Raw genomic sequence first — 26968 nt, 5'->3', positions numbered from 1 at the left:
CAGTCGAAACTTCTGTTTTTTTAAGCTATTTTTTCCAAGACTTGAACTTCCTCTACATAATCATTTAAGAAATATTTCAATTCGTTTAGCTCATATTCATTGGGAAATAGCCTTTCGTTTACAATTTTAATCGGTGTGTAATTAAAATTGTTCATAGAGCACCAATCATATTGTTTCTGAATTTCTTGATTTATCATCATGCTAACAGAATCAACATTCCATTTTTTTAACCACTTTTTGTGAGTCATTCTTTTAATGTACCAATCTGAAATCGCTTCAACTGTCTTACCTGGTGTTGTTCTGTTAATAGTTAAAAGCCTTTCAACAACTGCTTTATAAGGATTGTCATTATTTTCTGGATTGATATTAAAAAGAACGTTCAAAAATATTTTATCTGGAAACTTCAGTACTAAATCAAAAGCTTCTTGAAAAGTTTTATAACAGTGACCGCAGCTTGGACTAAGAATTACAGAAAGTCTAACCCCTGCATTTCTATTTCCAAATGTCAAGCCTCTTAAATCTTCAAATCCTTTGTTATATTTTACTTTTTTAGATAAGAAATTCAACAAAGAGTAATTTCTTTTAAATTTCTTAAGCTCTTTTAAAGAGTTTTCATTGTCAAGCATTTTTCTAATCATCACTTTAACCGCCGCCCATATTGGGATTAAAAGCAATAAAGAAAATACATACGGGAAAATTTCATTAAAACTGAAACTCAATGTAAAAAGATCTGACGAAAACCAAACAATGCTTTGTGCCAATATTAAAAATGATATTGCCAGACACATTATGCACCATTTCTGAATCTCAAATTTTTGAATCCATATTGAACAAACTATTATAGGAATAGCCAATAGACTTAAGAATCCAACGAAAATTGATGAACTTAAAGGCTGAACTAGTATTGCAATAATGCTTGAACTAAAGAAAAGCAAAGGCAAATCTGAAAAACTCACCCATCTATTTGCAATATCATCATTAAAACTTATTACTGAGTGGCAAGAAGAATTAGTACTTAAATTACAGAATTTTGAAATTACAGTATTTTTAACTCCCCATTTCTCTTGAACAATAAAGATACTTACAACTAAACCGAGAACTGATGTCACCAAAAATGAAGCGCTAAACCAATCAAAACGATTATAGAATAAAGACAATCCTGCTACAAGCGCAAGAGGCAGAAAATATTTTAGCCAATTGTATTCTATTTTTAAATTATCTCTTGCTACAACATTGTTTGGCTCGATGGCCACAATTACTCCATTCCAATCTAAAAGGAATTTATCATAAGACAATTTTTGACTTCCTTTTTTTGAAGTTGTGATTCTAACACCGCTTTTTATTTTTTCAACGAGTGTCAATTCATCTTTGAAATATGCCAAAAAGTTAGATGGCAAATCTTCAATCTGTTCTTTCGAAACTCTTACAGCGGCATTCTCTACAGAAAGCAAATCAAACGAGTCTGTAATGGCAAACAAACTCGGATAATTTGGATGAGACAAAAACAGATCCTTGAACTCATTTTTGATGTCTGAGTAGCGGTTGATTTGTAGAAATTTTTGGACAAGTTTTAACATCGCTTTTGATCGTTTTTAAATCATTTTACAATGCAAAGATTGGAGATTTTATTGATAAAAATTGCATGAACACATACATTTTATTAATTATACCACATACAATTTATAAATTATACCAAGTATAGTAATCCACACAACATACTAAAAATCAATTAATTAGATTAGTTTTTTTTTGATAAAAAGCTCAGAAAGGGCATTTTCGATTAACGGTTTTGCTTTTTATCTAGTTTTGGATAGGCAATAATCTAAACATGAAAAAACATGAAAAATAGGCTCATAAAAACAGATGATTTTGGAAGAAAAAGACAAATGAAAAAAAATCTATAAAAGCCCAAATCGGAAGCAAAAGTTGCTGATAAAAATCAAAAAAAAAGATTCTTATTTAACAGGTTTTGCCTTATAAATAAATTCCATTTTTATCGCTCTTGATTAATAATTCAAAAAACTTTTTAGTGTAATTCCGCTTTTTAGCATTCCCTTTTGCCTCCTTTAGCGAAACCTTAAAATATAGTTACGAGATAACATTATAAAAATATATAACTAAAATTCAAAAAGATGAAAAATAATACATCAACATTAGCAGATTTCGAAGTAGAAAAAATAGACTTAAAAACTCAAAAAATTATCAGAGGCGGTGGTACTGACTCTACCAATCCTTCCACAAGTGATCCTCTAAAAACTAATGGTGGGGGAAATGGCTGATTCTCATTTATAACAATATAAACGAAACTAAAAACTTAAATCATGAAAACGAAAAAGATGACATTTAAAGATTTTGAAGTAAATAAAATAGACTCAAAAACTCAAAGAATTATTCGAGGAGGCGAGAACGAATCTGTTGACCCTCCTATTGTAAACTATCCTATTAAAACTAACGGAGGAGGAAATGGCTGATTCTCATTTATAATAATATAAACAAACCTAAAAATTTAAATCATGAAAACGAAAATAATGACATTCAAAGATTTCGAAGTAGATAAAATAGACTTAAAAACTCAAAGAATTATTCGAGGAGGCGAGAACGAATCTGTTGATCCTCCTATTGTAAGCTATCCTATTAAAACCAACGGAGGAGGAAATGGCTAATAATTCAGTTTTAAATATTGTTCGCAAATTGAGCTGGAGATACTCCAGTTCTTTTGCGAAACGATTTTGCAAATGAAACTGCATTTTTAAAACCGACACTTTCTGCAATTGCCTGAGTTGAATATTTTCGATATAAATGATTTGTAATCATTTGGTTAATAACATAATTAATCTTTAATTCATTCGAATATTCTCCAAAAGATTTCCCGAATCTTTTATTGACTACATAGGACAAATAGGTAGTATTGGTTTTAATTTTTTTAGCAACATACGATAGTGTAAAATCTGCATTTAAGTATTCTAATTTTTCTTCTAAGGCCAGCAATTTTTCTACAATTTTATTTTCTTTAGCCTCATCAATACTAAGGTTTGCATTTTCTTTTTTAAGCTGACCATCTTCTAGCTCTAGAAATTCTCCCGAAACTTTAGTTTTATCTACTGCTGCTTTTCCAATATCATCTTTCTCGATTTGTTTTTTCTCAAGATTAGCTTTAAATTCTTCAATCAAAGCGTTCATTTTTTTCTGCGCCTTATTCTTATCTCGAATATTTTTAATCAGGAAAAATACAATACCAACAACCAAAATAACGTATAAAATTTTTAGCGCTTTATTCCATAAAACCTCATATTTATACTTCTCCCGAATACTCAACATTTCATCACTCAGATTCGCAGTACCTAATTTGTAATTAACTTCCAAAGCTTCTTCTCTTAATTGTCCTTGATATTTTTCATAAGAATCTAAATAAATCTTAGAATGCTTAAAAGCTAATTCAGGTTCATTTTGAATATTATAAATTTTAGCTTGGATATAATTAGATTGAAAATAACTCATATCTATTTTCTTTTCCTTTTGATAAAGAGAATCAACTTTTTTTAAGAAAATTAAAGCTTTATCGTATTTTTTTTGAGAATAGTAGAGATCTCCTAGATTATAATTTGCTGTTTTATAATAACTTTCGTCGTTATTTTGTTTCGCATACATCGAAATATCAAAATATGCTCTCTCTGCATTTTTAAAATCCTTTTTCAACAAATAGATATTTCCTAGACTTAAAGTAGCTGTCATTTTATTATCTATATAGTTTTGCGAATAGGTTATCGCTCTTTTGTAATAGTATTCGGCCGAATCGAGTAAAACTAATTTACTTCGGTTCTTCATATAGTAGCCTTCATACACATTTCCTAAATTGGTATAAATATTACTTTTACTATTTTGAAATTGGTCTTTCTCATAAAGACTTTCATTTTTATCCAAAAAATCACTGTTCTGTCTAAGGTTTTTAATAGCAAGTTCATAATTCCCTACAGCTTCATTAACTAAGGCAATATTGCTTTTAAATTTTACAATCTGAATAACATCCTTAGTTTTAATGGAGAGCTTAATTCCTTCTTGATAATTGCTAAGAGCATTACTAAAATTTCGTCTTTTCCATTCTATCAATCCTCTATAATTATATAAATAAGCTCTAAGATTTATTTTTTGAACAGATTCTGGGAGTTTACTATAATGAGCTAATGCCTTGGCAAACCATTCATCACATTTAGCTCTATTGTCTTTCAATTGATATAGATAAGATCCTGCTCCATAAGCAAAAGCTTTGTGCTCATCATTATTAGATTTTTTTAATTCAGTTGCATATTCAAGTCCTTGATCAAAATTACCATTCATGCTAAAACGAATTTTATCCTGTAATTCTAAGTACTTTTGTTCCGTGAGCTCTCCTGTAGTTTGAGCAGTCCCACTGGAAAATAGTAGTAGTAAAAAGAAAAAAGAGATGATCAGCCTCATTAAGTTTGTTTTTGGAATTCAAAAATAGTCTATAAATTATCAAAAAACTACAATTTATTTGCCAAATTCCTATTAATTTTATTTTTACCATAAAAAAATATAACAATTTCATTTGTATTTGTTATATTTTTATTGTGTAAATTTGTTTTGCTAAAAATTAAAAAAATGAAACCAGACCTATTTCAATCTCCAGATTATTTTAACCTAGATGATTTATTATCAGACGAACATAAATTGGTTCGTGAATCTGCTCGTGCATGGGTAAAAAAAGAAGTTTCTCCTATTATAGAAGAATATGCTCAAAAAGCGGAATTTCCTAAACAAATTATTAAAGGTCTTGGAGAAATTGGCGGTTTCGGACCATATATTCCTGTAGAATATGGCGGAGCAGGATTAGACCAAATTTCTTATGGTTTAATTATGCAGGAAATAGAAAGAGGCGATTCTGGTGTAAGATCTACCTCATCTGTTCAATCTTCTCTAGTAATGTATCCTATTTGGAAATATGGAAACGAAGAACAAAGAATGAAATACCTGCCAAAACTAGCTACAGGAGAATACATTGGATGTTTCGGTTTGACAGAACCAGACCATGGCTCTGATCCTGGAAGCATGATCACTAATTTTAAAGATATGGGAGATCATTATCTTTTAAATGGTGCTAAAATGTGGATTTCTAACGCCCCTTTTGCTGATATTGCGGTTGTTTGGGCTAAAAATGAAGAAGGACGAATTCATGGTTTAATTGTAGAACGTGGAATGGAAGGTTTTACAACGCCTGAAACGCATAATAAATGGTCATTACGTGCTTCTGCGACTGGAGAATTAATTTTTGATAATGTAAAAGTTCCAAAAGAAAATCTGCTACCAAATAAATCTGGTCTTGGCGCCCCTCTTGGCTGTTTAGATTCTGCGCGTTACGGAATCGCATGGGGAGCAATTGGAGCTGCAATGGATTGTTATGATACAGCTTTAAGATATTCAAAAGAAAGAATTCAGTTCGGAAAACCAATTGGAGGAACTCAATTGCAACAGAAAAAACTGGCAGAAATGATTACAGAAATCACAAAAGCACAATTATTAACTTGGCGTTTAGGAGTTTTAAGAAACGAAGGCAGAGCAACTTCTGCTCAAATTTCGATGGCAAAACGCAACAATGTAAACATGGCAATCAACATTGCCAGAGAAGCAAGACAAATGCTCGGAGGTATGGGAATTACTGGCGAATACTCAATTATGCGTCACATGATGAACCTTGAAAGTGTTATTACTTACGAAGGTACTCACGACATACATTTGCTTATAACAGGAATGGATGTGACTGGAATTCCAGCATTTAAATAATCTACAATTATTAAAATATACATAAAATCAATACGAAAAGCTTCTTCTTCACGGAGAAGCTTTTTATCTTTGCATCAAAATTTTTTCAAAAATGAATATCGAAACGATAAACAAAAGCATACAGCCACAAAAAGACCAATTATTAAATCACTCTTTATATAATAAGATTCAAAATATAAATGACCTTCACAGTTTTCTTGAAACTCACGTTTTTGCTGTTTGGGATTTTATGTCACTATTAAAAGCATTACAAGCCAAACTTACTTGCACAACAACACCTTGGTTTGCTACTAAAAACCCGGAAACACGTTATTTAATTAATGAAATCGTTCTTGCAGAAGAAACAGATTTAAGTATTGATGGAAGAAGACAAAGCCACTACGAAATGTATCTTGAAGCTATGGAAGACTGTGGTGCAGATACAACTGGAGTTTTAAAATTCTTATCAGAGGTGACTTCTCTTCAAAATATATTCGTAGCAATCAAACAAAGTTCACTACAGCCAAATGTAAAAGCCTTCTTAGATTTTACTTTTAGAGTTATTGAAGAAGGAAAACCTCACGAAATTGCCGCAGCATTTACTTTTGGAAGAGAAGATCTAATTCCGAGTATGTTTACTCAGATTTTGAAAAATTTTCAAAAAAACCTTCCAGAAACAGATTTAGCAAAATTGCTTTATTATTTTGAAAGACATATCGAATTGGATGCCGATGAACACGGACCAATGGCAATGCAAATGATTACAGAATTGTGTGAAGAAGATGCACAAAAATGGAAAGAAGTTGAAGAAGTTTCAATTCTTGCCCTTGAAAAACGCATCGGACTTTGGAATGCTATCGAGGAAGAAATTTTGATGAAAGCCGAAATGGTTTAAAAATTACTATAAGTTATGTAACATAACTTATTTCTTAAAAATTCCAATAAATGAAACTGTTTAATGACAGATAAGTTATTGGAATTTTGTTTTTTCATACCTTTGACATTCAGCCTGTTGAAAATACTTTCAAATGAACATTATCGATTTCATTCCAACAGAACAGTTAAGACCTTTTATTAAGACTTACAGAATTATCGAAAGCGAAGACGAATTGGTAAACCGGGTTTTACCCAGCACCTCTCTAGCAATTGCTTTTCGCTGCAAAGGCTATGTTAATTATATTAAAGAAAATCAGCACGAAAAACTGCCCGTTTCTACAATTTCAGGTATTCGCAAATCAGTACGATTAATTAATTACGCAAAAGATACGGCAACTCTTATCATTCAGTTTAAAGAAGCTGGAGCTAAAGCTTTTTTTAAAGAACCGCTTCATGAATTATTCGAAGAAAGTGTTTCGCTCGACAACTTTATTCCACAGCAAAAAATTGCCATTATCGAAGAACTTTTAGCGGAAGCCAAAACCAACAATCAAAAAATTGCGGTTATAGAACAGTTTCTTTTATCAAGGTTGCACAATTACAAACCCGACAATTTAATCTCTGCAGCCATTACTATCATACAAACTAAAAAAGGCGTCATTAAAATAAAAGAACTTGCCGATACGCTTTTTATCAGTCAAGACGCATTTGAGAAAAGGTTTCGAAAAACAATCGGATCTTCTCCAAAACAATTTTGCTATGTTGTTCGCATAAAATCAATTATCGATCTCAAACAGAAAAATCAAAACCTCATCGATCTGGCTTTTGATGCCGGATATTTTGACCAGCCTCATTTTAATAAAGATTTCAAATTATTTACAGGACAAACTCCAACAGAATTTTTCAACTTTCCTTCTTTTTGGTAAATCAATGATTTTTTACAAGGATTCCGTTTTCGCAATTCTGAATTTTACATCAATAAAAACAGGAACTATGAAAACAAATCTTTTAATCGGAATTGTCTTTTTGACATTATTCAGCTATAGAACAAATGCTCAATCAACAACAATCAATTCAGAAATTGAACCTAAAAAATCAGAAACCATGCAACAAATTTTTATCGATAAATTTATCGTTCCCGAAAAATCAAAACAAGAATTTTTAGAACGAGTAAACATCAACCGAAACCTCATAAAACACTTAAACGGCTTTGTAAATGACAACGCATACGAACGTATTGACGAAAACGGGAATTTAATTTATATAACAATTGCTGTTTGGGAAAATGAAACGGTCTTGAAAAGCGCCAAAGAAGCTGTACAAGCTTACTACAAAAAAGAAGGTTTTAATATCGCCGAAATGCTCACAAGATTAAACATCGTCATGGAAAGAAATATTTACAGCGAAGCTACAAAACCGTAACCAGCTATTTAACGTAACTATTTGTTTAAAACGACCCAATCTAATTTAAACAAATTATGAAACCGCATTTTAAACAAATAGTTATCGTTATTCTTTCAGTATTTCTTCTTAGCTGCAGTTCAGATGAAACCTCAACTCCTATTATCACTACTCCACCCGTTGTAACTCCTCCACCAACAACAAATCCACCGATCGCGGGTACTGTAAATTATTTGGCCTTAGGTGACAGTTATACTATTGGTCAAAGCGTTTGTGCAACCTGTCGTTTTCCAGAACAACTAAAAGCGAGTTTAAACACGATGTATTCCAGCACCATTTCGCTAAAAATAATTGCTACAACCGGCTGGACAACAACCAATTTACTTTCGGCAATTGAATCTCAAAAACCAGAATCCAACTATGATTTGGTAACACTTTTAATTGGCGTAAACAATCAATATCAGCATAGAAACTTTTCAGTTTACGAAAAAGAATTTCCAGAACTAGTCAATAAAGCTATTATGCTAGCCAAAGGCGACCGAAAAAATGTTGTAGTTATTTCTATTCCCGACTATGCATATACTCCATACGGGCAAGCTCTTGCAGGAAATCAAAGCAGTACGATTTCATTAGAAATAGATCAATACAATACATTTGCAGAAAATTATTGTACAAATAATCAAGTCGCTTTTGTATCCATTACAGATATTACCCGTATGGGATTAAGCAATCCAAATCTTGTCGCTTCAGATGGCTTACATCCTTCTGAAGCTGCTTATAAAATGTTTGTGGACAGAATGATGCCGAAGATAAAAACAGCTTTGCAGAATTAGTTTTTTCAATTTTTAGAAGCAGAAAAAGTCATTTTCAAAAACACGTTTAGTCCCGCTATTCACTATATCTTTTGTTCTGAACCCCAGAACAAAAGGATATCGTTCCTATCGGGGCTAGATTAGAACTTTCATTTTTCAAAAGGACGAAAGATATTTACTTTTTAGACTTCCAAATAAAACCATCCAATAAATAATGCGTAAACTGTGGCACCGTCAATAAAGGAACTAGCAAAATCTGCCAGCTCGAAAAATCAAAATTTGTGATGTTAATATTCTCATTCCAAACAAAAAGCTCCCAGAGAAATTCTTCTGAAAAGGCAATTAAAAGCAAAATTCCAATGTAAATTAAAAGTCCTTTGTATTGTTTTAAGAAAGACAAACGCCCTAATTCTGTTTCCGATTTTCCGTCAATTTCTTTAAAATAAACCAAAGCCATATATGGGATTCCATGTGAAACGACATTCAATAAAGTAAAAATCAAATCGTCATTAAAATAGACAATTCCGAAATACCACGACAAAGCTGTTCCCAGAATAATACTATTTTTTGGAATATTAAAAAATCGATTCTGGATAGATTTTACAGCTGTGTAAACGATATAAAAAATCAAAATTCCAATATAAACCCAAAACAGGATTTCGAGAATTCTTTGGTTTTCAAACCTAAAAAATTCATTTTCTACAAACCAATTGAACTTTCGCTTTGACGAAAAAAACCAATACAGCATTGGATATCCCGTTGAAGCATAAATCGTAAGATTATCAATCCAAACCGAAATTTTGGTCTTCGTTTCTTTTCTCGCATACAATCTCATAAAGCCATATTGCTGTCTGATGAAATGAAAAACAGCCACATAAGCCAGAAACGACCAAAAAACTAAACTGCCGAAAGAGAAAAGCACAATTCCGGTTACGAAACAAAAAAGAGGCAATAGAATCAATCTTCTTTTTTGCTTTTGAAACTCATCAGCAACAAAATAAGTTTTGAATAATGTCGCATAAACATGCGCCACATCAATAAAAACAATAAGGAAAAGCCAAGTGTAAAAAGAATAATTTTCTTCAATCTGGACAATATAATCCTGAAAAATAAAGATGATCGCCAAGACAAAAAATGACGGACCAATTATAAAAGCTAAATCAGTTTTGGCTTTATGAATCCAAGGTTGCTCCATCTACAATTTCATTTACAACATTAATTCCTTGATGAAAAGCTTCTTCAAAAATCGAAATTCCAGATAAATCGCTGTGTGCAAAATAGATCTTCTTTTCAATATTTTGTTTAGCCTGTCTTTTTGATTCTCCGAAAATAAATCCCGGCGCAGGCGAAATCATTCCGTGACCTAAAAGAAAAACTTCAATGTCTTCTGTATATTCTTCAATATCTGGATGCGCTACTTTTAAGTCATTCAAAACAAAGTGCTTCCAATATTCTTTATCTTTTTTATAAAGCTCTTTTCTGGTTTTCTTTAAATCGGCAGACGAAAAACTATAATAATACGTAATCACTTTTTTGTCCTGAACCTGATTCACAGTCTGATGCTGATCGTAAACATATCCTAAACCTTTCGCATCATAAATTACATTATCCCAAGAAAGCGGAAAACTAAAATTATCCGTTAAATCATTAACGACTAAAGTTGCCAAAAGCCAAGGTGTGTAATGGAAATCTTTGGTAAACGCTTTTCGGTCTTCAATCAAATATTGATTTACAAACTGCGGAGAACTCATAATCACTTTATCGGCAATAATTTCAACCGACGTTTTATTGACATCATCAAAGGCTTTTGCGATTACTTTATTCTTTTCGACTTTAACTTCGTAAACCAAATGATTTTTCAGCGTCTTATCTGTAGTATATTTTTTTAAATGATTGGCTAAACGCGAATTTCCTTCTGGCCACGTTAAAACGCTGTCGTGTTTTTCGGGTGTCGAATCTTGTTTTCTTCCAGCAAAATAATGAATTCCAGCCCAAGCCGAAACGTAGTCAATTCCTAAACCGAAATCGTCTTTACAGCAATAATCGATATAATTAAACAAAGGTTCAGAAGTAAATTGATTGTTTTTGAACCACTGTTTCATCGTGATTTTATCTAAAGCTCTTGTTTCAATATCAGACGAAGAAAGATAAAGCGGAATATCAAACAGATACTTTTGATCTTCGCCTTTGGCAGTTCTAAACGCATCCATTTTTTTGAAGAATTTATCAAACTCTACATCATCAGAAATCAAATTCCCTTCTTTTGGAACTACACCTTCCTGCCAGTTATTTTTATAGAACAAACGTTCGTCTGGCGCAAAAGTCAATTGTAATTCATCAAAAATTGGAAAACCTTTTTCGTTGTAACCTAATATTATTTTTTCTTCTTCCAGAAAATGAAGCAGTTCTTTATCCTGAAAATTCGGCAATGGCAAATAATGAGCACCCAAAGGATATTTGGAATATTTATTTTCTCCGTTTGAAGAATTTCCACCCAAATGATTTTCTAATTCTACTATTAAAAAATCTGAAATTCCTTTTTTATGAAACTGGCGTGCCGCACTTAAACCAGAAATTCCTCCGCCAACAATTAAATACGGAATCTGGATCTGTTTCGTCGGTTTAGGAAAATCCTTAATCCATAAACGATGTCCAAGCAAGTGCTTAGTGCCCGATAAACGAATCATCAGTACGGCAATTTTATCAGAACAAAATTGCAGAAACGGAACCGCAATTAACGCCGCTCCGACTACTTTTATAAAACTCCTTCTGGATTTATTGCAGTTTTCCCCACTCTTCATCAAAATAGCGTACTAAAATCTGGTTGTCTAAACGATTGATTTCTATTTGGTTTGAAATCATATCATTTGTAAAATAATTAAAACGATCAAATTGATAATTGTAAAACTTCAATCCGTCTGCTTTTCGGTTTACAGAATTAAAAGTCGTTCCAAAACCGTTTATGGCAATCGTATAACCCCATTCTCCAAAAGACGGCACATACGCATGATATGCATCGACCTGCGGGAAAACCTGCATGACCGTTTTATTAATACACCAAAAAGATTTAGGCGCAAAATATGGTGAAGTCGTTTGTATAACCACCGCAGCATCTGGTTGTAAAATGGTTTTTATGGTTTGATAAAAATTTAGCGAATATAATTTTCCCAAACTATAATTGGATGGGTCTGGGAAATCGATTATTGCTACACCGTATTTCTCTTTATTGTTTTTCGCCCAGATATAAGCGTCGGTATTGATTACGGTAACTTTAGGGTTATTCAAAGAATTCTGATTGAAATTGGTCAATACCGAATTGGTTTTGAACAGCTTTGTCATTCCTTCATCCAAATCTACCAAAATCACTTTTTGGACGTCTTTGTATTTCAGAATTTCACGAACAGCCAAACCATCACCACCGCCTAAAACCAAAACGTTTTTTACACTTTTTGCCATCGACATTGCGGGATGCACAAGAGCTTCGTGATAACGATATTCGTCCGCAGAACTGAATTGTAGGTTGTTATTCAAATAAAGTCTGTAATCGCTTTTGTTATGCGTTAAAACGATACGCTGGTAAGGTGTTGAATTGGTATAAATGATATTCTCTCCATACAATTTCCCTTCCGAATAAGCGAGAATATCATTCGAAAAAATAAAAACAACCAATAATAATACAAAAGAGAAAACGGCTTTTGCTCTTAATAAAGAAGGTTTCCTTAATTCTCTTTTTAATAAAAAGCATAAAGCAATAGCAATGCTCACATTAACCATTCCGAAGAAAAGAGAGGTTCCCATAATGCCTAATTTTGGTACTAAGACCAATGGGAATAGTATCGAAGCCAAAAGTGCTCCGATATAATCAAAGGTAAAAACATTCGAAACCAAATCTTTAAACTCGACTCTGTCCTTTAAAATATTCATTAAAAGCGGAATCTCCAATCCAACCAAAAATCCGGTTACGAAAACAAATAAATATAAAATGAATTGAAAAGAACCCACATTTTCAAACAGCAGAAACAAAATTACTGAACTCAAACCTCCGATAAGTCCGACCAGAATTTCAATTTCTACAAATGTGTTAAGCAGATTCTTATTGAAAAACTTCGAAAAAAAAGAGCCTATACCCATAGAAAACAGGTACACGCCGATAATAAATGAAAACTGTTTTACCGAATCGCCTAATAAATAACTCGCCAAAGTTCCTGCAACCAACTCATAAATAAGTCCGCAAGTGGCAATTATAAATACGGCAAAGAGTAAAAGAAATTCAAACCTAAGAAACTTTTTACCCATGAATTGCGGCACTAATAATCATGGAAATCCCGATGATAAATGCTGCCAAAACAATGGCAACAGCAACATTATTTTTTTCTACAACCTCTTTCCAAGTATTTTCTGGAGTCAGTTTTTCGATAATATAATATCCTATTAATAGAATTACAATTCCTAAAAAAGAATAAAGAATTGAGTTTACTATTGGCTGTACGTGAAATAATTCCATATTTGATAGTTTTTATTTGTGGTAAAAATGATTGTATGATGAACGGCTTCCGCTCGTTGTTGATCGGTAGCTTTCTGTAGTTTCGCAATCGCAGATTCTATTTCCTGCAAGAGTAAAATACATATAAACGCCAAAGCAAAAAACTCCAATTATGAAAGGAGCTAAATTTTGCAGTATAAAATCAGATATTTTCTTCATGTTAATTTTCAGGATAAGGAGAATAAGAGCTGTCTGCCCATCGGTTTTTTTCAGATTGATACTTAAAGAAATAGATCACCGCAAATATACCCGCCATAAAAAGAATTACAAACCAAGCATTACGGCTAGAGGGCTGATTCCAGACTGCTGTAACCTGCATTTCAGTATTGGTCAAATCTTCTGGTGCTTTAAGAGGTGTAATCAAAAGATGATATTTACCAGATTTTACACCGCAAATATTAAATTTTTCAACAGAACTTCCTTCTGTCCAAGATTCGCCATCAGAATAGCCGTGGTAATATTCGATGTCTTTATTGGCATAAATTTCGTCATTTGTTTCTTCGTTGATCAAAGCCACATTTACATTTGCCCAGGAATTATCAACACCTGTAGAAACTTGTATTGTCATAGGCGACGATCCTCCATTAAGCACAAAACTTTCGCTTGTAATTTCTTTATTGTCAAACTCGGTAAATTTCATAGTTTTCGAGAAAACCTGCTGTTCTACCTGATCTCTGTAAATAAACCAATTCGTAATAAGAATCAACAGAGCAATGAGACAGAAAATAATAGCTGTATTTTTTATATGAAATGGAAAAGGCTGAATCATATTTGTCCCTGTCTGATAAGGAAGCACAGCCTGTGGAAATGCTTTTTTGATCTCGCTTTTATTAACATACTCTCCATAATAGGCTATTTCGACGCCATTCATTCTTTCTACAGAAATGATGTTTGGAGGATTGATATATTCAACTAAGTGAATTAATTTGTTTTGAGGAAGTTCAAAATCAAAAAATCCTTTTGCATTTATAATTTCAGCATCAGAATATTCAAATATATCAAAATACACTCCTTCGTGGTCTAATACTTTGGGATGATCATGAACGACAAAAGTTTCCTCCATTTCTCTTAACATCATCCAGTGTCCATTAGAAACCGAAAGATAGATAAACTCTTTAGCGTCGTTTTGAAGTATAAATTCAATCCAATCAAAATCGGGATGAATATTCTTTCTTAGAATTCCGGTAACTTTATATTCGCTTCCTCTAAAATTTCCAACTTCGCCAATTACAAGCGGACATGCAAAATAAATATTTTTATATTGAGATCTTTGGAGAAATTGCCCATCTTTATCAGTAGCATATAAAGTCTGACAATGCGGACAGACAAAATTGACTACTTCAAAATCAACATCTAATTCGGTTTCGATATCACAGATATAACAAGGAATCTTCATATCTTATCGGTTAATTTCAAAATCCTTAATAATTTCTGCTTCAAAATAGGCAATATAATCGGCCATAACGGCACGCACTTTATGCGAGTTATCCTGAAGATAATTGCACAAATAAACATCCAAAGTCAACTGATTGTATTCTGGCCAAGTGTGTATACAAATATGTGATTCTTTTAAGCAGTACGAGATTGTAAAACTTTCGTTATCAAAGTCATGAACAACAACTCCAACCTTCTCAAGTTCGTATTTTTCTAAAATGGAATCGGTAATTGCAACAAAGCCTTTGCTGTTGGTAAGCTTAGAAATTTCATCGACATGTAGAGTAACCAGTTTATGCAATCCTGGCGAATAAGGAGGTAAATCCATTAAGTTATTTATATTACACAGGAGCCAAATATATAATATTTCTAGAATAAAAAAATGCGGGAAACCGTATTTTGAAAATAACTTTTTAGGACTATGTTTTTATGGTTTTTTCTTTATTTAGATTTTTAGAAAGATCTGATAAATCAAGATGTTTTAATTATAATTATCAAATTCTTTTTGTTCTAAATCAATATCTTCAAAACTGATTCTATTTTTAATTGAATAATCTCTTTAAAAATAGAGCCGCAATTAATCTCTCTAAAAAAATCGAGACGCGATGAATCTCTTTAAAAATAGAGACGCGATTCATCGCGTCTCTACCGTTATTTCGGATTGTTTTGGTTTAATTTTCCATAAAATTTGTCTTTATTCCAATTCAACGGATTGTTTTCTATATAATTTTGTATGGTTTCAAAAGATTTTTCATTTCTAATGATATGATCATGAAAACGCGGTTGCCAACCGAAATCAGCATGTATTTTTTTCATCTCAAAAGAACATCTTCCTTTATACCATCTTATAATTCTCGAAATATTATCGTGCAACATGGGGTTTTTATTTCCGACAAAACCACCTATTTTATATATTGTTTCGGGTAGAGACGCGAATAATCGCGTCTCTACCCGAAACCGATGCGTTTTTATCAATAATTAAAATCCCATGAACGTGATTTGGCATAATTACAAAATTACCCAATTCGACATACGGAAAATGTTTTGGAATATCTAACCAATATTTTTCTGCCAATATTCCTAATTCCGATGCCTCCAATTTAGAATCAATAATATCTCCAAAATAACATTCCCTATTTTGGGTACAAATAGTTATAAAATAAGCACCTTTTGCACCATAATCCCAATTTTGCAATCGCGAAGATGGAATTCGATATTTATTTTTAAATTTTTGAGACATTGTTTGACAGATTTTTCGAAAGGTGTTCGTAATAATATAATCCTGAAATTAATTGTCACTGATCCAATGCAAATATTGTAAAATCAAAATTGCACAAAGTTTTTGTTCAATAAGTTTTTTTGGAACGTTTGATATTGTTATTTATAATTTGGTAATAGAGACAATAAATAAAAAAACCTCGAAATATACATTTCGAGGTTTGGTATTATTTAAACTGAAATTTTGCAGAGAAGAAGGGATTCGAACCCTCGATACAGTTACCCATATACTAGCTTTCCAGGCTAGCTCCTTAAACCACTCGGACACCTCTCTATTTTGGTCTGCAAATAACACAAAAAAAACTGACTTTACAAAAGTAAAATCAAAGTAACTTTAAATGCTTTTCTTAAATTCTTCCATAAACAATTTTACAGCCTTTTTCTGGTAACCACCCATCGCGAGCATATAAGATTCTCTTTTTGTAGAAACTCCCGTAATCTGAATGGCTTTTAAACTATCCCAGTTTTTTAGTGCTTTTTCGGCCACAATGGTTGCCCAATCGCTATTTTCAACCATTTGCAGTAAAGCATGAATGGATTGCAGTTCTATCGAAATTTTAGGTTTCATGTTAAACTTCTGAAACAGTTCTTCAACATATTCACGAGAATTTGATCCTTTTCCAGGCAATATCAGCGGAATCTCTTCTATTTTCTTGAAAGGCATTTTCTCTAAATGGGCTAAAGCATGATTTTTAGAAACTGCCATGACCATATTTGAAGTAAACAAAGGTACTTTTTGAATTGGAGCGCCAATTTCGTGTGACGAAATAACTAAAACTAAATCCAATTCATTATTAATCAGTTTTTGCTCTAAAGCTTCTGAAGTACCGTATTCTACAATTATCCTCAAATTCTGGTATCTTTTGGCAAATGCATTTACAACAGGCAAAATCAGTAGTCCGAAAATGTACGTTACGCCAATTCGGAGTTCTCCGCCAATCATTTCGTTTAAATCCTCAATGGCCTGTTTTCCGTTTTCTACATTTTCGACCACTTTTTTGGCATGAATTAGAAAAACAGCACCAGCTTCTGTCAGTTGAACTTTCTTTCCAACTCGCTTAAACAATGGCATTCCAAGTTCTTCTTCCAGTTTTTTTATTTGCTGTGAAAGTCCCGATTGTGTTACAAAACAGAGTTCTGCTGCTTTTGTAAAGTGCAATACTTCAGCAGTTTTGATAAAATATTGCAGTTGATATATTTCCATATTGATAAGTTTTACTACTTATTATCAGTAAAATTATTAATTTTTCTAATGCTATCATAATCCCGACCTTTGTATTAAATATTTAGAGTCATGTTTAAAGCCTTAAAATCAAAAAATTTCAAATTATTTTTCTACGGTCAATCTGTATCAGTTATTGGGACTTGGATGCAGAAAACAGCAGTAAGCTGGATGGTTTACAGTATTACGGGATCTGTATTTTTATTAGGTTTAGCCACTTTTTTAAGTATGATTCCGTCTCTGTTTCTCGCTCCTCTGGCAGGAAGTATTATTGGACGTTACGACAGACACCGCGCTATGATGGTACTGCAGTCTTTAGCAATGCTGCAGGCAGGAACTTTAGCTTTACTGATTTATCTCAAAATTTATAATATCAATTTTATTCTTGCTTTGAGTCTTATTCAAGGGATTATCAATGCTTTTGATATGACCTGTCGTCAGACTATGATGATTGATATTGTTGACAATAAAGAAGATCTGCCAAACGCAGTCGCTCTTAACTCCACCATGAACAACTTTGCTAGAATTGCAGGTCCTGCGCTTGCGGGAATCATCTTGCATCAATATGGAGAAGATATCTGTTTTATCGGAAATTTTATGAGTTATGTGCCTGTTTTAATTTCGCTAATGCTAATGAAAATTACACCGCATGTTAAAGCCGAAAACAAGCTTAAAATGCTGGATGATCTTATTGAAGGACTGGATTACGTAAAGAAAGAAGCTGAAATGGCAAGAATGCTCTTGATGTTAACTTGTAGCAGTTTATTTGTAATTTCTTTTAATACTTTGATGCCCGTTTTTGCGAAAGATATTTTTAGCGGAAACGCCCAAACTTTCAGCTGGTTTGAAAGCGCTGCCGGAATTGGTTCTATTTTATCTGCAATTTATTTAGCCAATCTAAAATCTGCCGAAAATATGAGCAAATTGATGATTTCTGCAAGTTTACTTCTCGGTTTTAGTGTAATTATTTTGGCCGTTTCAAACAGCATCACAATTGCTTTGCTTTGTATGACTCTAAGCGGAATCGGAATGATGGGACAAACTTCATCTATTAATATCTACATACAAACACATAGCTCTGTTAATATGCGTTCCAGAAGTATTAGCTATTATATGATGGCATACCAAGGAATGATTCCTGTAGGAAGTTTAATTATTGGGTATGTTTCTCACTTTTTAGGTGTAAGAGCTACGGTTGCGATTCAGGGAGTTATCTGTATTCTTTCTGTTCTGGTTTATATCTATTACAAAAAACATAAATCAACGGAAAATTTGGAAACTTGTCCAGTTACTTATAAAAATTCCAAGTTTTAAAAGGAAATCCCAAATTCCAATTATCCGTAATCGTGTCATTTCTGTAAAAGTTGGCTTATTGGAACGGTGTTACTTGTGAAGATTTCTCCTTCGTCGAAATAACAAACTGCGTGATTAAGCAAAAATTTTCAATAAAAAAATCCCAAATTCGAACTTTAGATTTTGTTGGAATTTGGGATTTTTTAATATTGAAATTTAAACTTTAAGATATTTCCCCGCGAAGCGCTGTCTCGAAAATATCTTTAAACTCGTTTTGCGGAATATTATGCCCTAACAAATACATTAATTTAGTAATGGCAGCTTCTGTAGTAATGTCTTTTCCTGAAATAACCCCTAGAGATTTCAAAGCCGTACTCGTTTCGTATTGTCCCATGTTTACGCTTCCGCCTGAGCATTGGGTTACATTTACGATATGCATTCCAGATTTGATGGCTTTTTCTATTAGGTTTAAAAACCAATCTTCTGTTGGAGCATTTCCAGAACCGTAAGTTTCTAGAATAATTCCTCTTAAACCTTTAGTTGCAAGGATTGAAGCCAAAACAATTTCGCTCATTCCTGGGAACATTTTTATAATTGCAACGTGATTGTCTAATTTTTTATGAACGATCAGTTTTGCATCTTTATTTACAGGAAGAAATAAATGTCTGTTTAATTTTAAATGAACACCAGATTCTACCAATTCAGGATAATTTGGTGCTGTAAAAGCTCTGAAATGCTCTGCATTTACTTTTGAAGTTCGGTTTCCGCGATATAATTTATATTCAAAATACAGACAAACTTCTGTGATAACCGGTTTTCCGTTTTCTTGAAGAGAGGCAATCTGAATTGCTGTAATTAGGTTTTCTTTTGCATCGGTGCGCAAATCTCCAATTGGCAATTGCGAACCGGTAAAAACAACAGGTTTTGCCAAATTCTCGAGCATAAAACTCAATGCCGAAGCCGAATACGACATGGTATCAGAACCGTGAAGCACCACAAATCCATCATACGCGCTGTAATTTTCCTCGATAATTGTGGCAATCTTCGTCCACATTTCAGGATTCATATTTGAAGAATCTATTGGATGTTCGAACGAAATGGATTCGATTTCGCAATCCAATTGTTTGATTTCGGGAATCTTCTGAATTAATTTACCAAAATTGAAAGCTTTAAGCGCTCCAGTTTCAAAATCTTTGCTCATACCGATGGTTCCTCCGGTATAAACCAATAATATTTTTGCTTTAGATGACATCTTGGTATTTTAATTTGTTGACAACAGGATTTGCGTACATAGCTAAAAATCCTTGTCTTGTAATAGGATTATCGCTTCCTATTCTCATTTCTAAACGACGCTCAAAAAGCTGTTTTTCGCTTTCTTTGTATGTATGTGCGAATTTGTCTGTTTCGTTTAAAATATCGTAAGCAATAAAATTTGTCGGCCACAATTGATAATTTGTCAAGATTACATCATCGATAGTTTGTGCCAACGCTTGAACCTGCTTGTTTACATTATCATTTTCAGCTACAATCTGATCGATTTCTGTATCTAAAACATCTCCAACAGAAATATGGATTCTTTTTTTAGTTCCCATAATTCCACTTAAAATGGTCATGAAATCTTCGTTTTTATCTTTTATATAAACCTCATTGTTTGCTTCTGCCATTAATTGTGGCATTTTCAAAACATCTGTCGGATCATATTCGTAAGAAATAGAAACTGGAACGATTTTCAGTTTCTTAAAATAATCCATTAAGTTTTCTTCGTCAGAACCCATTCCGATCATTTTTAAAACGCCTGGATTGGTTTCGTCGTTTCCATCTTTTGTTCTTCCTTCTCTTTGAGCAATCCAAACCGAACGATTTTCGCGAAGCAGTAATTGCCCCATATATTCAGACAATAATTTTGAACTTTGAAGCATTTCTCTAGGAGACAAACCTCTCAAAACCAAGAAGTTTCTATTCAATTTTGCTAAAGTTGCCAAAAAAGCTTTTTTAACCAAATTATCACCAATTGCAGATGCTGTCATCACTAAACCATGTTCGAATAAACAAACATTCAATAATGTCGTATCCAAAAGAATATCTCTGTGATTTGAGATAAATAGATAAGAAGTGTTCGGTTCTAATTTTTCAAAACCTGAAGTTGTAAGGCCTTCAGAACTTTTTTCAAGAACTTTCTGAATAGTGTTGTAAATAAAATTGCACTGAAAATCACGAATAGAATGCGTTTTCTTTAGTTGTTCCTTCCAAACCTCATCTTCTACATCCGGAAAAGTAAAGTTCATCATGGTTTTCATCATCGGATGATTTACCACACCACGAAGTGCTTCATTTATTTCGGAATCATAAAACGGTCGAATGGCATCAAATCTCTGCATTATTTATTTGGGTTTAAGTGGGCAAAAGAACAAAAAAAAAATTAAAGTTTTGTAAGGCTTAAGTTAAATACCAAAAACGTCTTTTGAATTTTGCGTTGTAATTGCTGCAATTTCTTCGGCAGAAACACTATAAATTTCGCTTAATTTAGCTATAACATTGACTAAATAACTGCTTTCATTTCTTTTTCCTCTATATGGAATTGGTGCTAAATATGGCGAATCTGTCTCTAAAACGATATGTTTTAAATCGATTTGATTTAAAAACTGATCAATTTTTCCGTTCTTAAATGTAACAACACCGCCAATTCCTAATTTCATATTGTAAGAAATGGCACGCTCTGCTTGTTCTAAAGTTCCGGAAAAACAATGAAAAATCCCAAATAAATCTTCAGATTTTTCTTCTTCTAAGACTTCGAAAATCTCATCAAATGCTTCACGACAATGAATTACGATTGGCAATTTGTATTGTTTTGCCAGTTGAATTTGTCTCTTAAAAGCAATTTGCTGTTCTTTTAAATGTGTTTTATCCCAATACAAATCGATCCCGATTTCACCGACAGCGTAGAATTTTCTTTTAGACAATTCTGTTTCCACATGCGCCAATTCTTCCAGATAATTATCTTTCACGTAAGTGGGATGCAAACCCATCATTAGGAATATATTTTCAGGATAATTTTTTTCTAAATCGTACATCGATTGTGTAGCAGCAGCATCAATTGCAGGAATAAAAAAACGTGTAATTCCGGCATCAATAGCACGTTGAATCATTTCGTCACGATCCTGATCAAATTCTTCAGAATATAAGTGCGTATGGGTATCGGTAATAATGGGTGTTGAATTCAAGGCTGTAATTTTAAAATGCCAAAATTACGACAATATTAAAAGAATAGCAATTCTGTGCGAGTGGGGTACGAGGATGAAACGGATTCACTTTGTGAAAACACGGATTGTGACGGATTTTATTTTTGTCAGACTGAGCGGAGTCGAAGCCCTAATCGCTAATCTTTGTGGATTCTCAATGCGATCCTTCGACTCCGCTCAGGAAAACAAAAAAAAACCTTTATCATAGATTAGAACTTTGACAAAGGCCAGAACAATAATCACCTAATTTTCTTATTCTGACGAACGAAGGACCTCACAAGAAGCTTCGAGGAGAAAACCCCCATTTTTTCTCTCGATCAGCTAGTGCGATCCCTCGTTCCTCAGTACAACAACCGTTTTTATTTTCCTGTTTCTATATATAGCAAAGCGCGTTCCAAAACTTCATCTTTGCCTTGTTGAATGCCTAAAATTGTTGGTTTCACTTCAATATCGGGTACAATTCCTACACGTTGTGTTTCTCTTCCGTCTGGGTAATAAACCCCAATTCCTGAAAACCCTGTATGAAATCCACTAAAATCAAATTCAAACACATTGCCATCTGCTCCCGCAGTCTGACTTCCAATTATTGTGGTATTTCCCGCTGTTTGGAAACACATCGCTGTCCATTCTGACTGGCTTATCGAATTCTCATCCAATAATACAATCACTTTTCCTTTATAATGGTCTTTATTGTCAAAACCTGCATTTCTTCCATCCGTCCAATAAAACTTACCTGGATAATTTAAATAGGGATATGTATAAATTACAAATTTCTCTTCTTTAGCATTTAGAAAGTCTGAAATTACTTTATAAGTCCCTTGCGGATAATTTCTTAGATCAAAAACTATAGCTTTGGTGTTTTTTAAAGCTTCAACCATCTCTGGAACATTTTTAGGTTTTATAACTCCCATATTAACATAGCCAATATTATTGTCGAGAAGTTTAAATTTATCTTTCTTTTTCTGAGCACCTTTTTTAAATTCATTTCTATGCGAATCGTGATAGTTAAACCAAGTCATTGACTTTGTTTCGTACTTTCCATCTTTTAGGAATTCTACGTTTACTTTTTCAGATTCGCTCACTAAAATTGTGCGCAGAACTTTATCCAGAAAAGCAACCTCGTTTGAAGCTGAAACAATATCTCTTTTCTCTTCAATAATTTCTTTAATGCTCTTATCGTTTATTTTAGTAATTACAGTTCCAATTTTAATATTGTCTGCCTCTGCCAAACTATCTCCTAAAATCTCAGTAATCACTAGTTTTTCATCTATTACTTTACCTGTTGCAGGAAAATAATTAAAACTCTTTTTTGCTGTTGCAGAAGACGGGTAAATATGAAACTGGACATGAGTATCATTGAGTTTTGCTGCTACTTTTCTTAATACTTTAAAAAAATCTTCTGGAGAGTTAGACTGAACAACAGAAGGAATCACTTCATTTAAAGCTTCATCCCATTTCTGATCCATTATGTATTTGTATGGAAAATAATACTCCACTACGTTCCAGTATGCATACAGCATTAAAAGCTTTGCATTTTTGTCTGTGTAATCTAGATTAAAATAATTTTTCAAGTTTTTAAAACCGTCAAAAGTAGGTCCAAATTCTTCATTGCTTTGAAACCTATTTTCTTCAATAAACTTTAATTTCTTCGAAAGTTTTTTAGAAAACAGCTTACTATTAAACCAGCTTAAATCAAAATTTTTATCAAAGAACTTTACGTCTTTTGGTATTACAATTGGCGCTATTTCTTTTACAGGCCCCAAATCGTCAATCCAATTTTCTATAATTAAAGAAAACTCTTCTTTGGTTTGTGCTTTATCTATTTTAGGCAATTTCTCCAAAAGCTCATTATCCCAATTCAATTCTCCACTAGCAACCTTAGGATGATAATATTTTAAAAATCCCCAGACTTTACAGGTAGCATAAAGTTTTTCTGTCTCTGTAATTTTAGCAGCGCTAAAAATACTTTGAGAAAAAACAACAAAAAGCAACAATGCAAACTTTTTCATTAAAGGGGCTGGTTTTGGTTAAATGTTTTTTGGCAATTCTTTTAAAAAGAAAATCGAATTTAGAACTAAAATTCCAAATTCGATTGAGGTTTCCCGTAAACGGATAAAATTTTTCTTAATAATTAGAATTTAATCCAATTCTTCCAAAAGCTGTTCTACTTCATCATAATCTTCATAGTCTTGCGAAATAGTCTGTAAAATGGCTTTACAATCATCGTATTTCCCTTGTTTTAGCTTAGACAACGCCAGATTCCATTTGGCCTTTTCTTTATAAACAGAATTTCCCGCTTCTAATTCTTTGAAGATACTTTCTGCTTTTACATATTTGCCAACCTGCAATAATGAAACGGCATAGAAATATTTAATCTCCTCTGAATTGTTTTCTTTCAAAATCATTTCAAAAATCGGAATTGCCGTATCGTATCTTCTCCCATTAAAATTATTCTCTGCCTGCTTTAAAATAGCTTCAGACACACCTCTTTCTGTAAAATAAGCGCTTTCTGGATGATTATAGTCTTCAAAGTTTGGATAATGCTTATAATCAAAGAAAAACAATCCGAACATAATAATTACCGAAGCTGCGGCCGCAAAGTACCATGGTTTAAGAGAAACCACATTCTGTTTATTCTTATTGAAATATTTATCTGAAATTCGAGTTAGATTTTCTTCAAAATCCGCTCTTTCTTGCTCTCTTCCGAATTTATTTTCCAGCTGAAAATGCATTTCTTTGAAACTCTCAAACTCCGAAGCCATTTTTGCATCCTCAGATAATTGTTTCTCCAAATTGTTTTTTTCATCAACGGTCAGTTCGCCTTGAAGATATTGGTCAAATAATATATAGCGTTCTTCGTTCATGATTAATTGTTTTTTAAAGAGTTAAAATTTTTTGCTTCTTGAATCCATTGCGTCAGTTGGCCTACGCATAACGATTTCTTTTTTCGTACATAACCATAAGTTACGTTTAGTTTTTCGGCCACTTCTTCCATTGATTTTAGAGAAAAACTGAGTTTCAAAACTTCCTGACATTTCTCTCCCAGTTTTTGGAACATGGTTTCAAAAAGTTTTTGTTTTTCATCAAATTCTTCTGCCTGAGCGATCAATTCGTGAGCAGATTCATTGATAGATACTACATTCTCATAAATTGTTACCCCTTTATTCGCAGAATTTTTCAATTCGTTCAGCCAGCGTCTTTTGCACAACAAGAAAAAATAGGCGTCAAACGGACAAGTAAGCTGAAGTTTTCCGGCTTTCGCCTGATTAAAAAGCAAAATCATGATTTCCTGAATCACATCCTGTGCCTGGTCTTTATCCCCAGAATTATTGGTGATAAACTGAACTACTTTGGGCGCAAATTTTTTATATATCATTTCGATAACCACTGAGTCATTTGCGGCAAGTCCTTCGATATATTTTTGATCAGGATGAATTCTATTTTGATCCATAAAAAAACATTTTACAGCTAATTTAAAAAAAAGAATCTTAAAAAATTTCAAAAATAAGAGGTAACAATATTACAGTCAATTGTATATAACGAAACAAGAATCTTTTAAAAACCTTTAAAAAATTAAAAGAAATGGAAAGTTATCAATTTATAGATGAAAAAAACCTGGATCGTTTTTATGAAATAATTGCAGCCAAAACACGTAACGGTTTTGTAATTACAGAACAGAATGAAAAACTGCCTTATGTGGTTTTGTCTAAAGAGAAGAAAATCATAAATCATGCTTTCCATCTTTTTCTAAGCGTACTAACTTTTGGCCTATGGCTAATTGTCTGGATCTATTTGACTATTAAATTTTCACGTAAAAAAGACATTTTGGTTGCTGTTGACGAAGATGGAAATCTGTTTGAAGACAAATGCATTTCTATTTAAAAACTAAAATGGGGTAACAAATTTCCAACTCAATTGATATAACGATATAAATGCCTTAAAAATATTTTTTGAAAAAGAGGGTAACAAAATCAAACCCGAATTGATTTAACATTAAAATTAATTAACCAAATCTGAAAACTACTTGAAAACAATCAAGACAGATTTTATAAAAACTAGAAAATTATGAAAACAAATTTTAAAAAAATCGGACTTTTAATATTAGCAATGGCAGCATTTGCAAGTTGTGACAATAGTGACGGAGAAGATATTAAACTTTCGCCTCCTACTTCGGCTGCCTTTAAAAGCATTAGTGAAAAAGGAGTAAAAAGAAATACTCAAAATTTTACTATGACCGCTGGAAATGGTGTTGTTACCTTAACTTCAGCAAAGGGTGTAAAGCTTTACATTAACGGAGATTGTTTAACCAAAAACGGAAATCCAGTAACAGGGCAAGTCGATATTGAGTACATAGAACTTTTTGACAAAGGAAATATGTTGGTTACTAACAAACCAACTATGGGAATTACAGCAGACGGAAAGAAAAATCTTTTAATTTCTGGAGGAGAATTCTTCATCAAAGCAACTCAGGGGGGAGTCGAATTAAAAACTTCATGCACTATGAACATGATTGTTCCAACAGCATTGACAAATGGTTTTGATAACTTAATGACTTTATGGACTGGAGTTATAGATGAAGATGGCGAATTGGCTTGGAGAGAAGCAAAAGCAAATGCTGACGGAACTGGCGGAAAAGGCGGCGTACAAGGCGAAGGAAATAATTATTATGTCACTTTCGGCAATTTCGGATGGACAAACGTAGACCGTTTTTATAGCGATCCAAGACCAAAAACAACTCTTTTGGTTGATGTCCCAGATGGATACAATAATACAAACAGTGCAGTTTATCTTTCTTATGACGGAGAAGGTACAAATGCTCTTGCTAAACTGGATACGTTTACTTCTGAAGGTTTGTTTAGCGAACACTACGGACAAATTCCGATTGGATTAGCGTGCCACATCATTTTTGCGACTGAAGATAATGGCAACTGGCGCTACGCTATAAAAGGAGTTACAATCTCTGCAAATGCGGTTTACGAATTTAATTTAGCCGAAACAACAGTCGGTACAGAAGCTCAACTAGTTGCTGCTATTAATGCCATACAGTAACTTCTAAATGCTTTTTTTGAGAAAAAGTGGTGATTTGCTCATC

29 protein-coding genes and 1 tRNA gene are annotated in these 26968 nt (G+C 32.9%); 11 read left to right on the top strand and 19 right to left on the bottom strand.

The features are described from left to right. Positions 1–20: 20 nt before the first annotated feature. The gene (locus ACNRYB_RS05950) at positions 21–1577 is read right to left on the bottom strand and encodes a vitamin K epoxide reductase family protein (protein ID WP_473729513.1); all 1557 of its coding nucleotides are present in this window, start codon (positions 1575–1577) and stop codon (positions 21–23) included. Positions 1578–2132: 555 nt separating this feature from the next. Here ACNRYB_RS05950 and ACNRYB_RS05945 point away from each other — a divergent pair. From ACNRYB_RS05945 to ACNRYB_RS05935, 3 genes are read left to right on the top strand one after another with little or no spacing between them, the layout of a single operon-like run. Next, complete coding sequence (locus ACNRYB_RS05945) at positions 2133–2279, top strand: hypothetical protein (protein ID WP_165352406.1); 147 nt, start codon at positions 2133–2135, stop codon at positions 2277–2279. A gap of 42 nt (positions 2280–2321) precedes the next feature. Continuing rightward, positions 2322–2471, top strand: a complete 150-nt coding sequence (locus tag ACNRYB_RS05940) for a hypothetical protein (protein ID WP_165352405.1) — start codon at positions 2322–2324, stop codon at positions 2469–2471. A gap of 42 nt (positions 2472–2513) precedes the next feature. Further along, positions 2514–2663 carry a hypothetical protein gene (locus ACNRYB_RS05935; RefSeq protein WP_165352404.1) on the top strand — a complete coding sequence of 50 codons (150 nt, stop codon included), beginning with the start codon at positions 2514–2516 and terminating at the stop codon, positions 2661–2663. A gap of 10 nt (positions 2664–2673) precedes the next feature. Here the strand turns inward: ACNRYB_RS05935 and ACNRYB_RS05930 are convergent, their stop codons facing one another. Then, positions 2674–4455, bottom strand: coding sequence for a helix-turn-helix domain-containing protein (locus tag ACNRYB_RS05930; RefSeq protein ID WP_129745995.1), 1782 nt, complete (start codon positions 4453–4455; stop codon positions 2674–2676). Positions 4456–4620: 165 nt separating this feature from the next. On the opposite strand from ACNRYB_RS05930, the gene ACNRYB_RS05925 reads away from it, so the two are divergent. From ACNRYB_RS05925 to ACNRYB_RS05905, 5 genes are all read left to right on the top strand, one after another. Beyond that, the gene (locus tag ACNRYB_RS05925; protein ID WP_129745994.1) at positions 4621–5799 is read left to right on the top strand and encodes an acyl-CoA dehydrogenase family protein; all 1179 of its coding nucleotides are present in this window, start codon (positions 4621–4623) and stop codon (positions 5797–5799) included. A gap of 91 nt (positions 5800–5890) precedes the next feature. Continuing rightward, positions 5891–6673: a DUF3050 domain-containing protein gene (locus ACNRYB_RS05920; RefSeq protein WP_473729512.1), complete on the top strand. Its 783-nt coding sequence runs from the start codon at positions 5891–5893 to the stop codon at positions 6671–6673. A gap of 133 nt (positions 6674–6806) precedes the next feature. Next, positions 6807–7580, top strand: coding sequence for a helix-turn-helix domain-containing protein (locus tag ACNRYB_RS05915; RefSeq protein WP_473729511.1), 774 nt, complete (start codon positions 6807–6809; stop codon positions 7578–7580). Positions 7581–7647: 67 nt separating this feature from the next. After that, positions 7648–8076, top strand: a complete 429-nt coding sequence (locus ACNRYB_RS05910; RefSeq protein ID WP_129745991.1) for a hypothetical protein — start codon at positions 7648–7650, stop codon at positions 8074–8076. Between the two features lie 56 nt (positions 8077–8132). Continuing rightward, a complete protein-coding gene (locus ACNRYB_RS05905) occupies positions 8133–8888 on the top strand; it encodes an SGNH/GDSL hydrolase family protein (RefSeq protein WP_473729510.1) in 756 nt (251 codons plus the stop codon). Between the two features lie 154 nt (positions 8889–9042). Here ACNRYB_RS05905 and ACNRYB_RS05900 read toward each other — a convergent pair whose 3' ends face one another. The 11 genes from ACNRYB_RS05900 to ACNRYB_RS05850 all read right to left on the bottom strand — a co-directional run bounded on the left by ACNRYB_RS05900 (position 9043) and on the right by ACNRYB_RS05850 (position 17326). Next, positions 9043–10062 (bottom strand): hypothetical protein, encoded by a 1020-nt coding sequence (locus ACNRYB_RS05900; RefSeq protein ID WP_129745989.1) that lies wholly within the window; start codon positions 10060–10062, stop codon positions 9043–9045. After that, positions 10040–11668, bottom strand: coding sequence for a flavin monoamine oxidase family protein (locus ACNRYB_RS05895; RefSeq protein WP_473729509.1), 1629 nt, complete (start codon positions 11666–11668; stop codon positions 10040–10042). Before ACNRYB_RS05895 ends, ACNRYB_RS05900 begins: the two co-directional genes overlap by 23 nt. Then, positions 11643–13163: a polyamine aminopropyltransferase gene (locus ACNRYB_RS05890; RefSeq protein ID WP_473729508.1), complete on the bottom strand. Its 1521-nt coding sequence runs from the start codon at positions 13161–13163 to the stop codon at positions 11643–11645. The genes ACNRYB_RS05895 and ACNRYB_RS05890 overlap by 26 nt, the downstream gene beginning before the upstream one ends. Beyond that, positions 13156–13371: a DUF350 domain-containing protein gene (locus ACNRYB_RS05885; protein WP_091128719.1), complete on the bottom strand. Its 216-nt coding sequence runs from the start codon at positions 13369–13371 to the stop codon at positions 13156–13158. The genes ACNRYB_RS05890 and ACNRYB_RS05885 overlap by 8 nt, the downstream gene beginning before the upstream one ends. A gap of 12 nt (positions 13372–13383) precedes the next feature. Next, positions 13384–13569, bottom strand: coding sequence for a hypothetical protein (locus tag ACNRYB_RS05880; RefSeq protein WP_129745986.1), 186 nt, complete (start codon positions 13567–13569; stop codon positions 13384–13386). Position 13570: 1 nt separating this feature from the next. Further along, positions 13571–14806 (bottom strand): DUF4178 domain-containing protein, encoded by a 1236-nt coding sequence (locus ACNRYB_RS05875; protein ID WP_473729507.1) that lies wholly within the window; start codon positions 14804–14806, stop codon positions 13571–13573. Between the two features lie 3 nt (positions 14807–14809). Then, on the bottom strand, positions 14810–15172 hold the full coding sequence (locus tag ACNRYB_RS05870; protein ID WP_473729506.1) for an S-adenosylmethionine decarboxylase family protein: 363 nt from the start codon (positions 15170–15172) through the stop codon (positions 14810–14812). Between the two features lie 323 nt (positions 15173–15495). Beyond that, the gene (locus ACNRYB_RS05865; RefSeq protein ID WP_207214055.1) at positions 15496–15720 is read right to left on the bottom strand and encodes a transposase; all 225 of its coding nucleotides are present in this window, start codon (positions 15718–15720) and stop codon (positions 15496–15498) included. A gap of 31 nt (positions 15721–15751) precedes the next feature. Continuing rightward, positions 15752–16084 (bottom strand): transposase, encoded by a 333-nt coding sequence (locus tag ACNRYB_RS05860; RefSeq protein ID WP_207214054.1) that lies wholly within the window; start codon positions 16082–16084, stop codon positions 15752–15754. A gap of 225 nt (positions 16085–16309) precedes the next feature. After that, positions 16310–16396: transfer RNA gene (locus ACNRYB_RS05855), tRNA-Ser, on the bottom strand. A gap of 60 nt (positions 16397–16456) precedes the next feature. Beyond that, positions 16457–17326: a LysR substrate-binding domain-containing protein gene (locus ACNRYB_RS05850; protein ID WP_473729505.1), complete on the bottom strand. Its 870-nt coding sequence runs from the start codon at positions 17324–17326 to the stop codon at positions 16457–16459. Positions 17327–17416: 90 nt separating this feature from the next. Here ACNRYB_RS05850 and ACNRYB_RS05845 point away from each other — a divergent pair, with 90 nt between their 5' ends. Continuing rightward, positions 17417–18658 (top strand): MFS transporter, encoded by a 1242-nt coding sequence (locus ACNRYB_RS05845; protein WP_129745982.1) that lies wholly within the window; start codon positions 17417–17419, stop codon positions 18656–18658. A gap of 202 nt (positions 18659–18860) precedes the next feature. On the opposite strand, the gene ACNRYB_RS05840 is transcribed toward ACNRYB_RS05845, so the two are convergent. The 6 genes from ACNRYB_RS05840 to ACNRYB_RS05815 all read right to left on the bottom strand — a co-directional run bounded on the left by ACNRYB_RS05840 (position 18861) and on the right by ACNRYB_RS05815 (position 25327). Next, positions 18861–19889 (bottom strand): asparaginase, encoded by a 1029-nt coding sequence (locus ACNRYB_RS05840; protein WP_129745981.1) that lies wholly within the window; start codon positions 19887–19889, stop codon positions 18861–18863. Then, positions 19879–21015 carry a 1-acyl-sn-glycerol-3-phosphate acyltransferase gene (locus ACNRYB_RS05835; protein WP_473729504.1) on the bottom strand — a complete coding sequence of 379 codons (1137 nt, stop codon included), beginning with the start codon at positions 21013–21015 and terminating at the stop codon, positions 19879–19881. The genes ACNRYB_RS05840 and ACNRYB_RS05835 overlap by 11 nt, the downstream gene beginning before the upstream one ends. A gap of 63 nt (positions 21016–21078) precedes the next feature. Then, complete coding sequence (locus ACNRYB_RS05830) at positions 21079–21858, bottom strand: TatD family hydrolase (RefSeq protein ID WP_473729503.1); 780 nt, start codon at positions 21856–21858, stop codon at positions 21079–21081. Positions 21859–22235: 377 nt separating this feature from the next. Further along, a complete protein-coding gene (locus ACNRYB_RS05825; protein WP_473729502.1) occupies positions 22236–23885 on the bottom strand; it encodes a S41 family peptidase in 1650 nt (549 codons plus the stop codon). Between the two features lie 129 nt (positions 23886–24014). After that, positions 24015–24740 (bottom strand): tetratricopeptide repeat protein, encoded by a 726-nt coding sequence (locus ACNRYB_RS05820; RefSeq protein ID WP_473729501.1) that lies wholly within the window; start codon positions 24738–24740, stop codon positions 24015–24017. A 2-nt stretch (positions 24741–24742) separates the two neighbouring features. After that, positions 24743–25327, bottom strand: a complete 585-nt coding sequence (locus tag ACNRYB_RS05815) for an RNA polymerase sigma factor (protein ID WP_473729500.1) — start codon at positions 25325–25327, stop codon at positions 24743–24745. Between the two features lie 131 nt (positions 25328–25458). On the opposite strand from ACNRYB_RS05815, the gene ACNRYB_RS05810 reads away from it, so the two are divergent. Both ACNRYB_RS05810 and ACNRYB_RS05805 read left to right on the top strand, forming a co-directional pair. Next, entirely contained in the window at positions 25459–25758 is a 300-nt protein-coding gene (locus ACNRYB_RS05810; protein WP_473729499.1) for a hypothetical protein, read from the top strand. Between the two features lie 183 nt (positions 25759–25941). Beyond that, entirely contained in the window at positions 25942–26925 is a 984-nt protein-coding gene (locus ACNRYB_RS05805; protein WP_473729498.1) for a hypothetical protein, read from the top strand. Positions 26926–26968 lie beyond the last annotated feature (43 nt).

Source organism: Flavobacterium sp. CR10, from assembly GCF_055814415.1.
This window is presented reverse-complemented; position numbering and strand designations above follow the sequence as displayed.

Bases quoted from the DNA above. Each gene is read 5' to 3' on its own strand.
- ACNRYB_RS05805 (WP_473729498.1), top strand. From the start codon at position 25,942: ATGAAAACAAATTTTAAAAAAATCGGACTTTTAATATTAGCAATGGCA.
- ACNRYB_RS05885 (WP_091128719.1), bottom strand. From the start codon at position 13,371: ATGGAATTATTTCACGTACAGCCAATAGTAAACTCAATTCTTTATTCT.
- ACNRYB_RS05880 (WP_129745986.1), bottom strand. From the start codon at position 13,569: ATGAAGAAAATATCTGATTTTATACTGCAAAATTTAGCTCCTTTCATA.
- ACNRYB_RS05875 (WP_473729507.1), bottom strand. From the start codon at position 14,806: ATGAAGATTCCTTGTTATATCTGTGATATCGAAACCGAATTAGATGTT.
- ACNRYB_RS05950 (WP_473729513.1), bottom strand. From the start codon at position 1,577: ATGTTAAAACTTGTCCAAAAATTTCTACAAATCAACCGCTACTCAGAC.
- ACNRYB_RS05810 (WP_473729499.1), top strand. From the start codon at position 25,459: ATGGAAAGTTATCAATTTATAGATGAAAAAAACCTGGATCGTTTTTAT.
- ACNRYB_RS05940 (WP_165352405.1), top strand. From the start codon at position 2,322: ATGAAAACGAAAAAGATGACATTTAAAGATTTTGAAGTAAATAAAATA.
- ACNRYB_RS05935 (WP_165352404.1), top strand. From the start codon at position 2,514: ATGAAAACGAAAATAATGACATTCAAAGATTTCGAAGTAGATAAAATA.
- ACNRYB_RS05900 (WP_129745989.1), bottom strand. From the start codon at position 10,062: ATGGAGCAACCTTGGATTCATAAAGCCAAAACTGATTTAGCTTTTATA.
- ACNRYB_RS05825 (WP_473729502.1), bottom strand. From the start codon at position 23,885: ATGAAAAAGTTTGCATTGTTGCTTTTTGTTGTTTTTTCTCAAAGTATT.
- ACNRYB_RS05930 (WP_129745995.1), bottom strand. From the start codon at position 4,455: ATGAGGCTGATCATCTCTTTTTTCTTTTTACTACTACTATTTTCCAGT.
- ACNRYB_RS05920 (WP_473729512.1), top strand. From the start codon at position 5,891: ATGAATATCGAAACGATAAACAAAAGCATACAGCCACAAAAAGACCAA.
- ACNRYB_RS05835 (WP_473729504.1), bottom strand. From the start codon at position 21,015: ATGCAGAGATTTGATGCCATTCGACCGTTTTATGATTCCGAAATAAAT.
- ACNRYB_RS05845 (WP_129745982.1), top strand. From the start codon at position 17,417: ATGTTTAAAGCCTTAAAATCAAAAAATTTCAAATTATTTTTCTACGGT.
- ACNRYB_RS05820 (WP_473729501.1), bottom strand. From the start codon at position 24,740: ATGAACGAAGAACGCTATATATTATTTGACCAATATCTTCAAGGCGAA.
- ACNRYB_RS05905 (WP_473729510.1), top strand. From the start codon at position 8,133: ATGAAACCGCATTTTAAACAAATAGTTATCGTTATTCTTTCAGTATTT.
- ACNRYB_RS05815 (WP_473729500.1), bottom strand. From the start codon at position 25,327: ATGGATCAAAATAGAATTCATCCTGATCAAAAATATATCGAAGGACTT.
- ACNRYB_RS05870 (WP_473729506.1), bottom strand. From the start codon at position 15,172: ATGGATTTACCTCCTTATTCGCCAGGATTGCATAAACTGGTTACTCTA.
- ACNRYB_RS05860 (WP_207214054.1), bottom strand. From the start codon at position 16,084: ATGTCTCAAAAATTTAAAAATAAATATCGAATTCCATCTTCGCGATTG.
- ACNRYB_RS05895 (WP_473729509.1), bottom strand. From the start codon at position 11,668: ATGAAGAGTGGGGAAAACTGCAATAAATCCAGAAGGAGTTTTATAAAA.
- ACNRYB_RS05865 (WP_207214055.1), bottom strand. From the start codon at position 15,720: ATGTTGCACGATAATATTTCGAGAATTATAAGATGGTATAAAGGAAGA.
- ACNRYB_RS05890 (WP_473729508.1), bottom strand. From the start codon at position 13,163: ATGGGTAAAAAGTTTCTTAGGTTTGAATTTCTTTTACTCTTTGCCGTA.
- ACNRYB_RS05915 (WP_473729511.1), top strand. From the start codon at position 6,807: ATGAACATTATCGATTTCATTCCAACAGAACAGTTAAGACCTTTTATT.
- ACNRYB_RS05945 (WP_165352406.1), top strand. From the start codon at position 2,133: ATGAAAAATAATACATCAACATTAGCAGATTTCGAAGTAGAAAAAATA.
- ACNRYB_RS05850 (WP_473729505.1), bottom strand. From the start codon at position 17,326: ATGGAAATATATCAACTGCAATATTTTATCAAAACTGCTGAAGTATTG.
- ACNRYB_RS05925 (WP_129745994.1), top strand. From the start codon at position 4,621: ATGAAACCAGACCTATTTCAATCTCCAGATTATTTTAACCTAGATGAT.
- ACNRYB_RS05910 (WP_129745991.1), top strand. From the start codon at position 7,648: ATGAAAACAAATCTTTTAATCGGAATTGTCTTTTTGACATTATTCAGC.
- ACNRYB_RS05840 (WP_129745981.1), bottom strand. From the start codon at position 19,889: ATGTCATCTAAAGCAAAAATATTATTGGTTTATACCGGAGGAACCATC.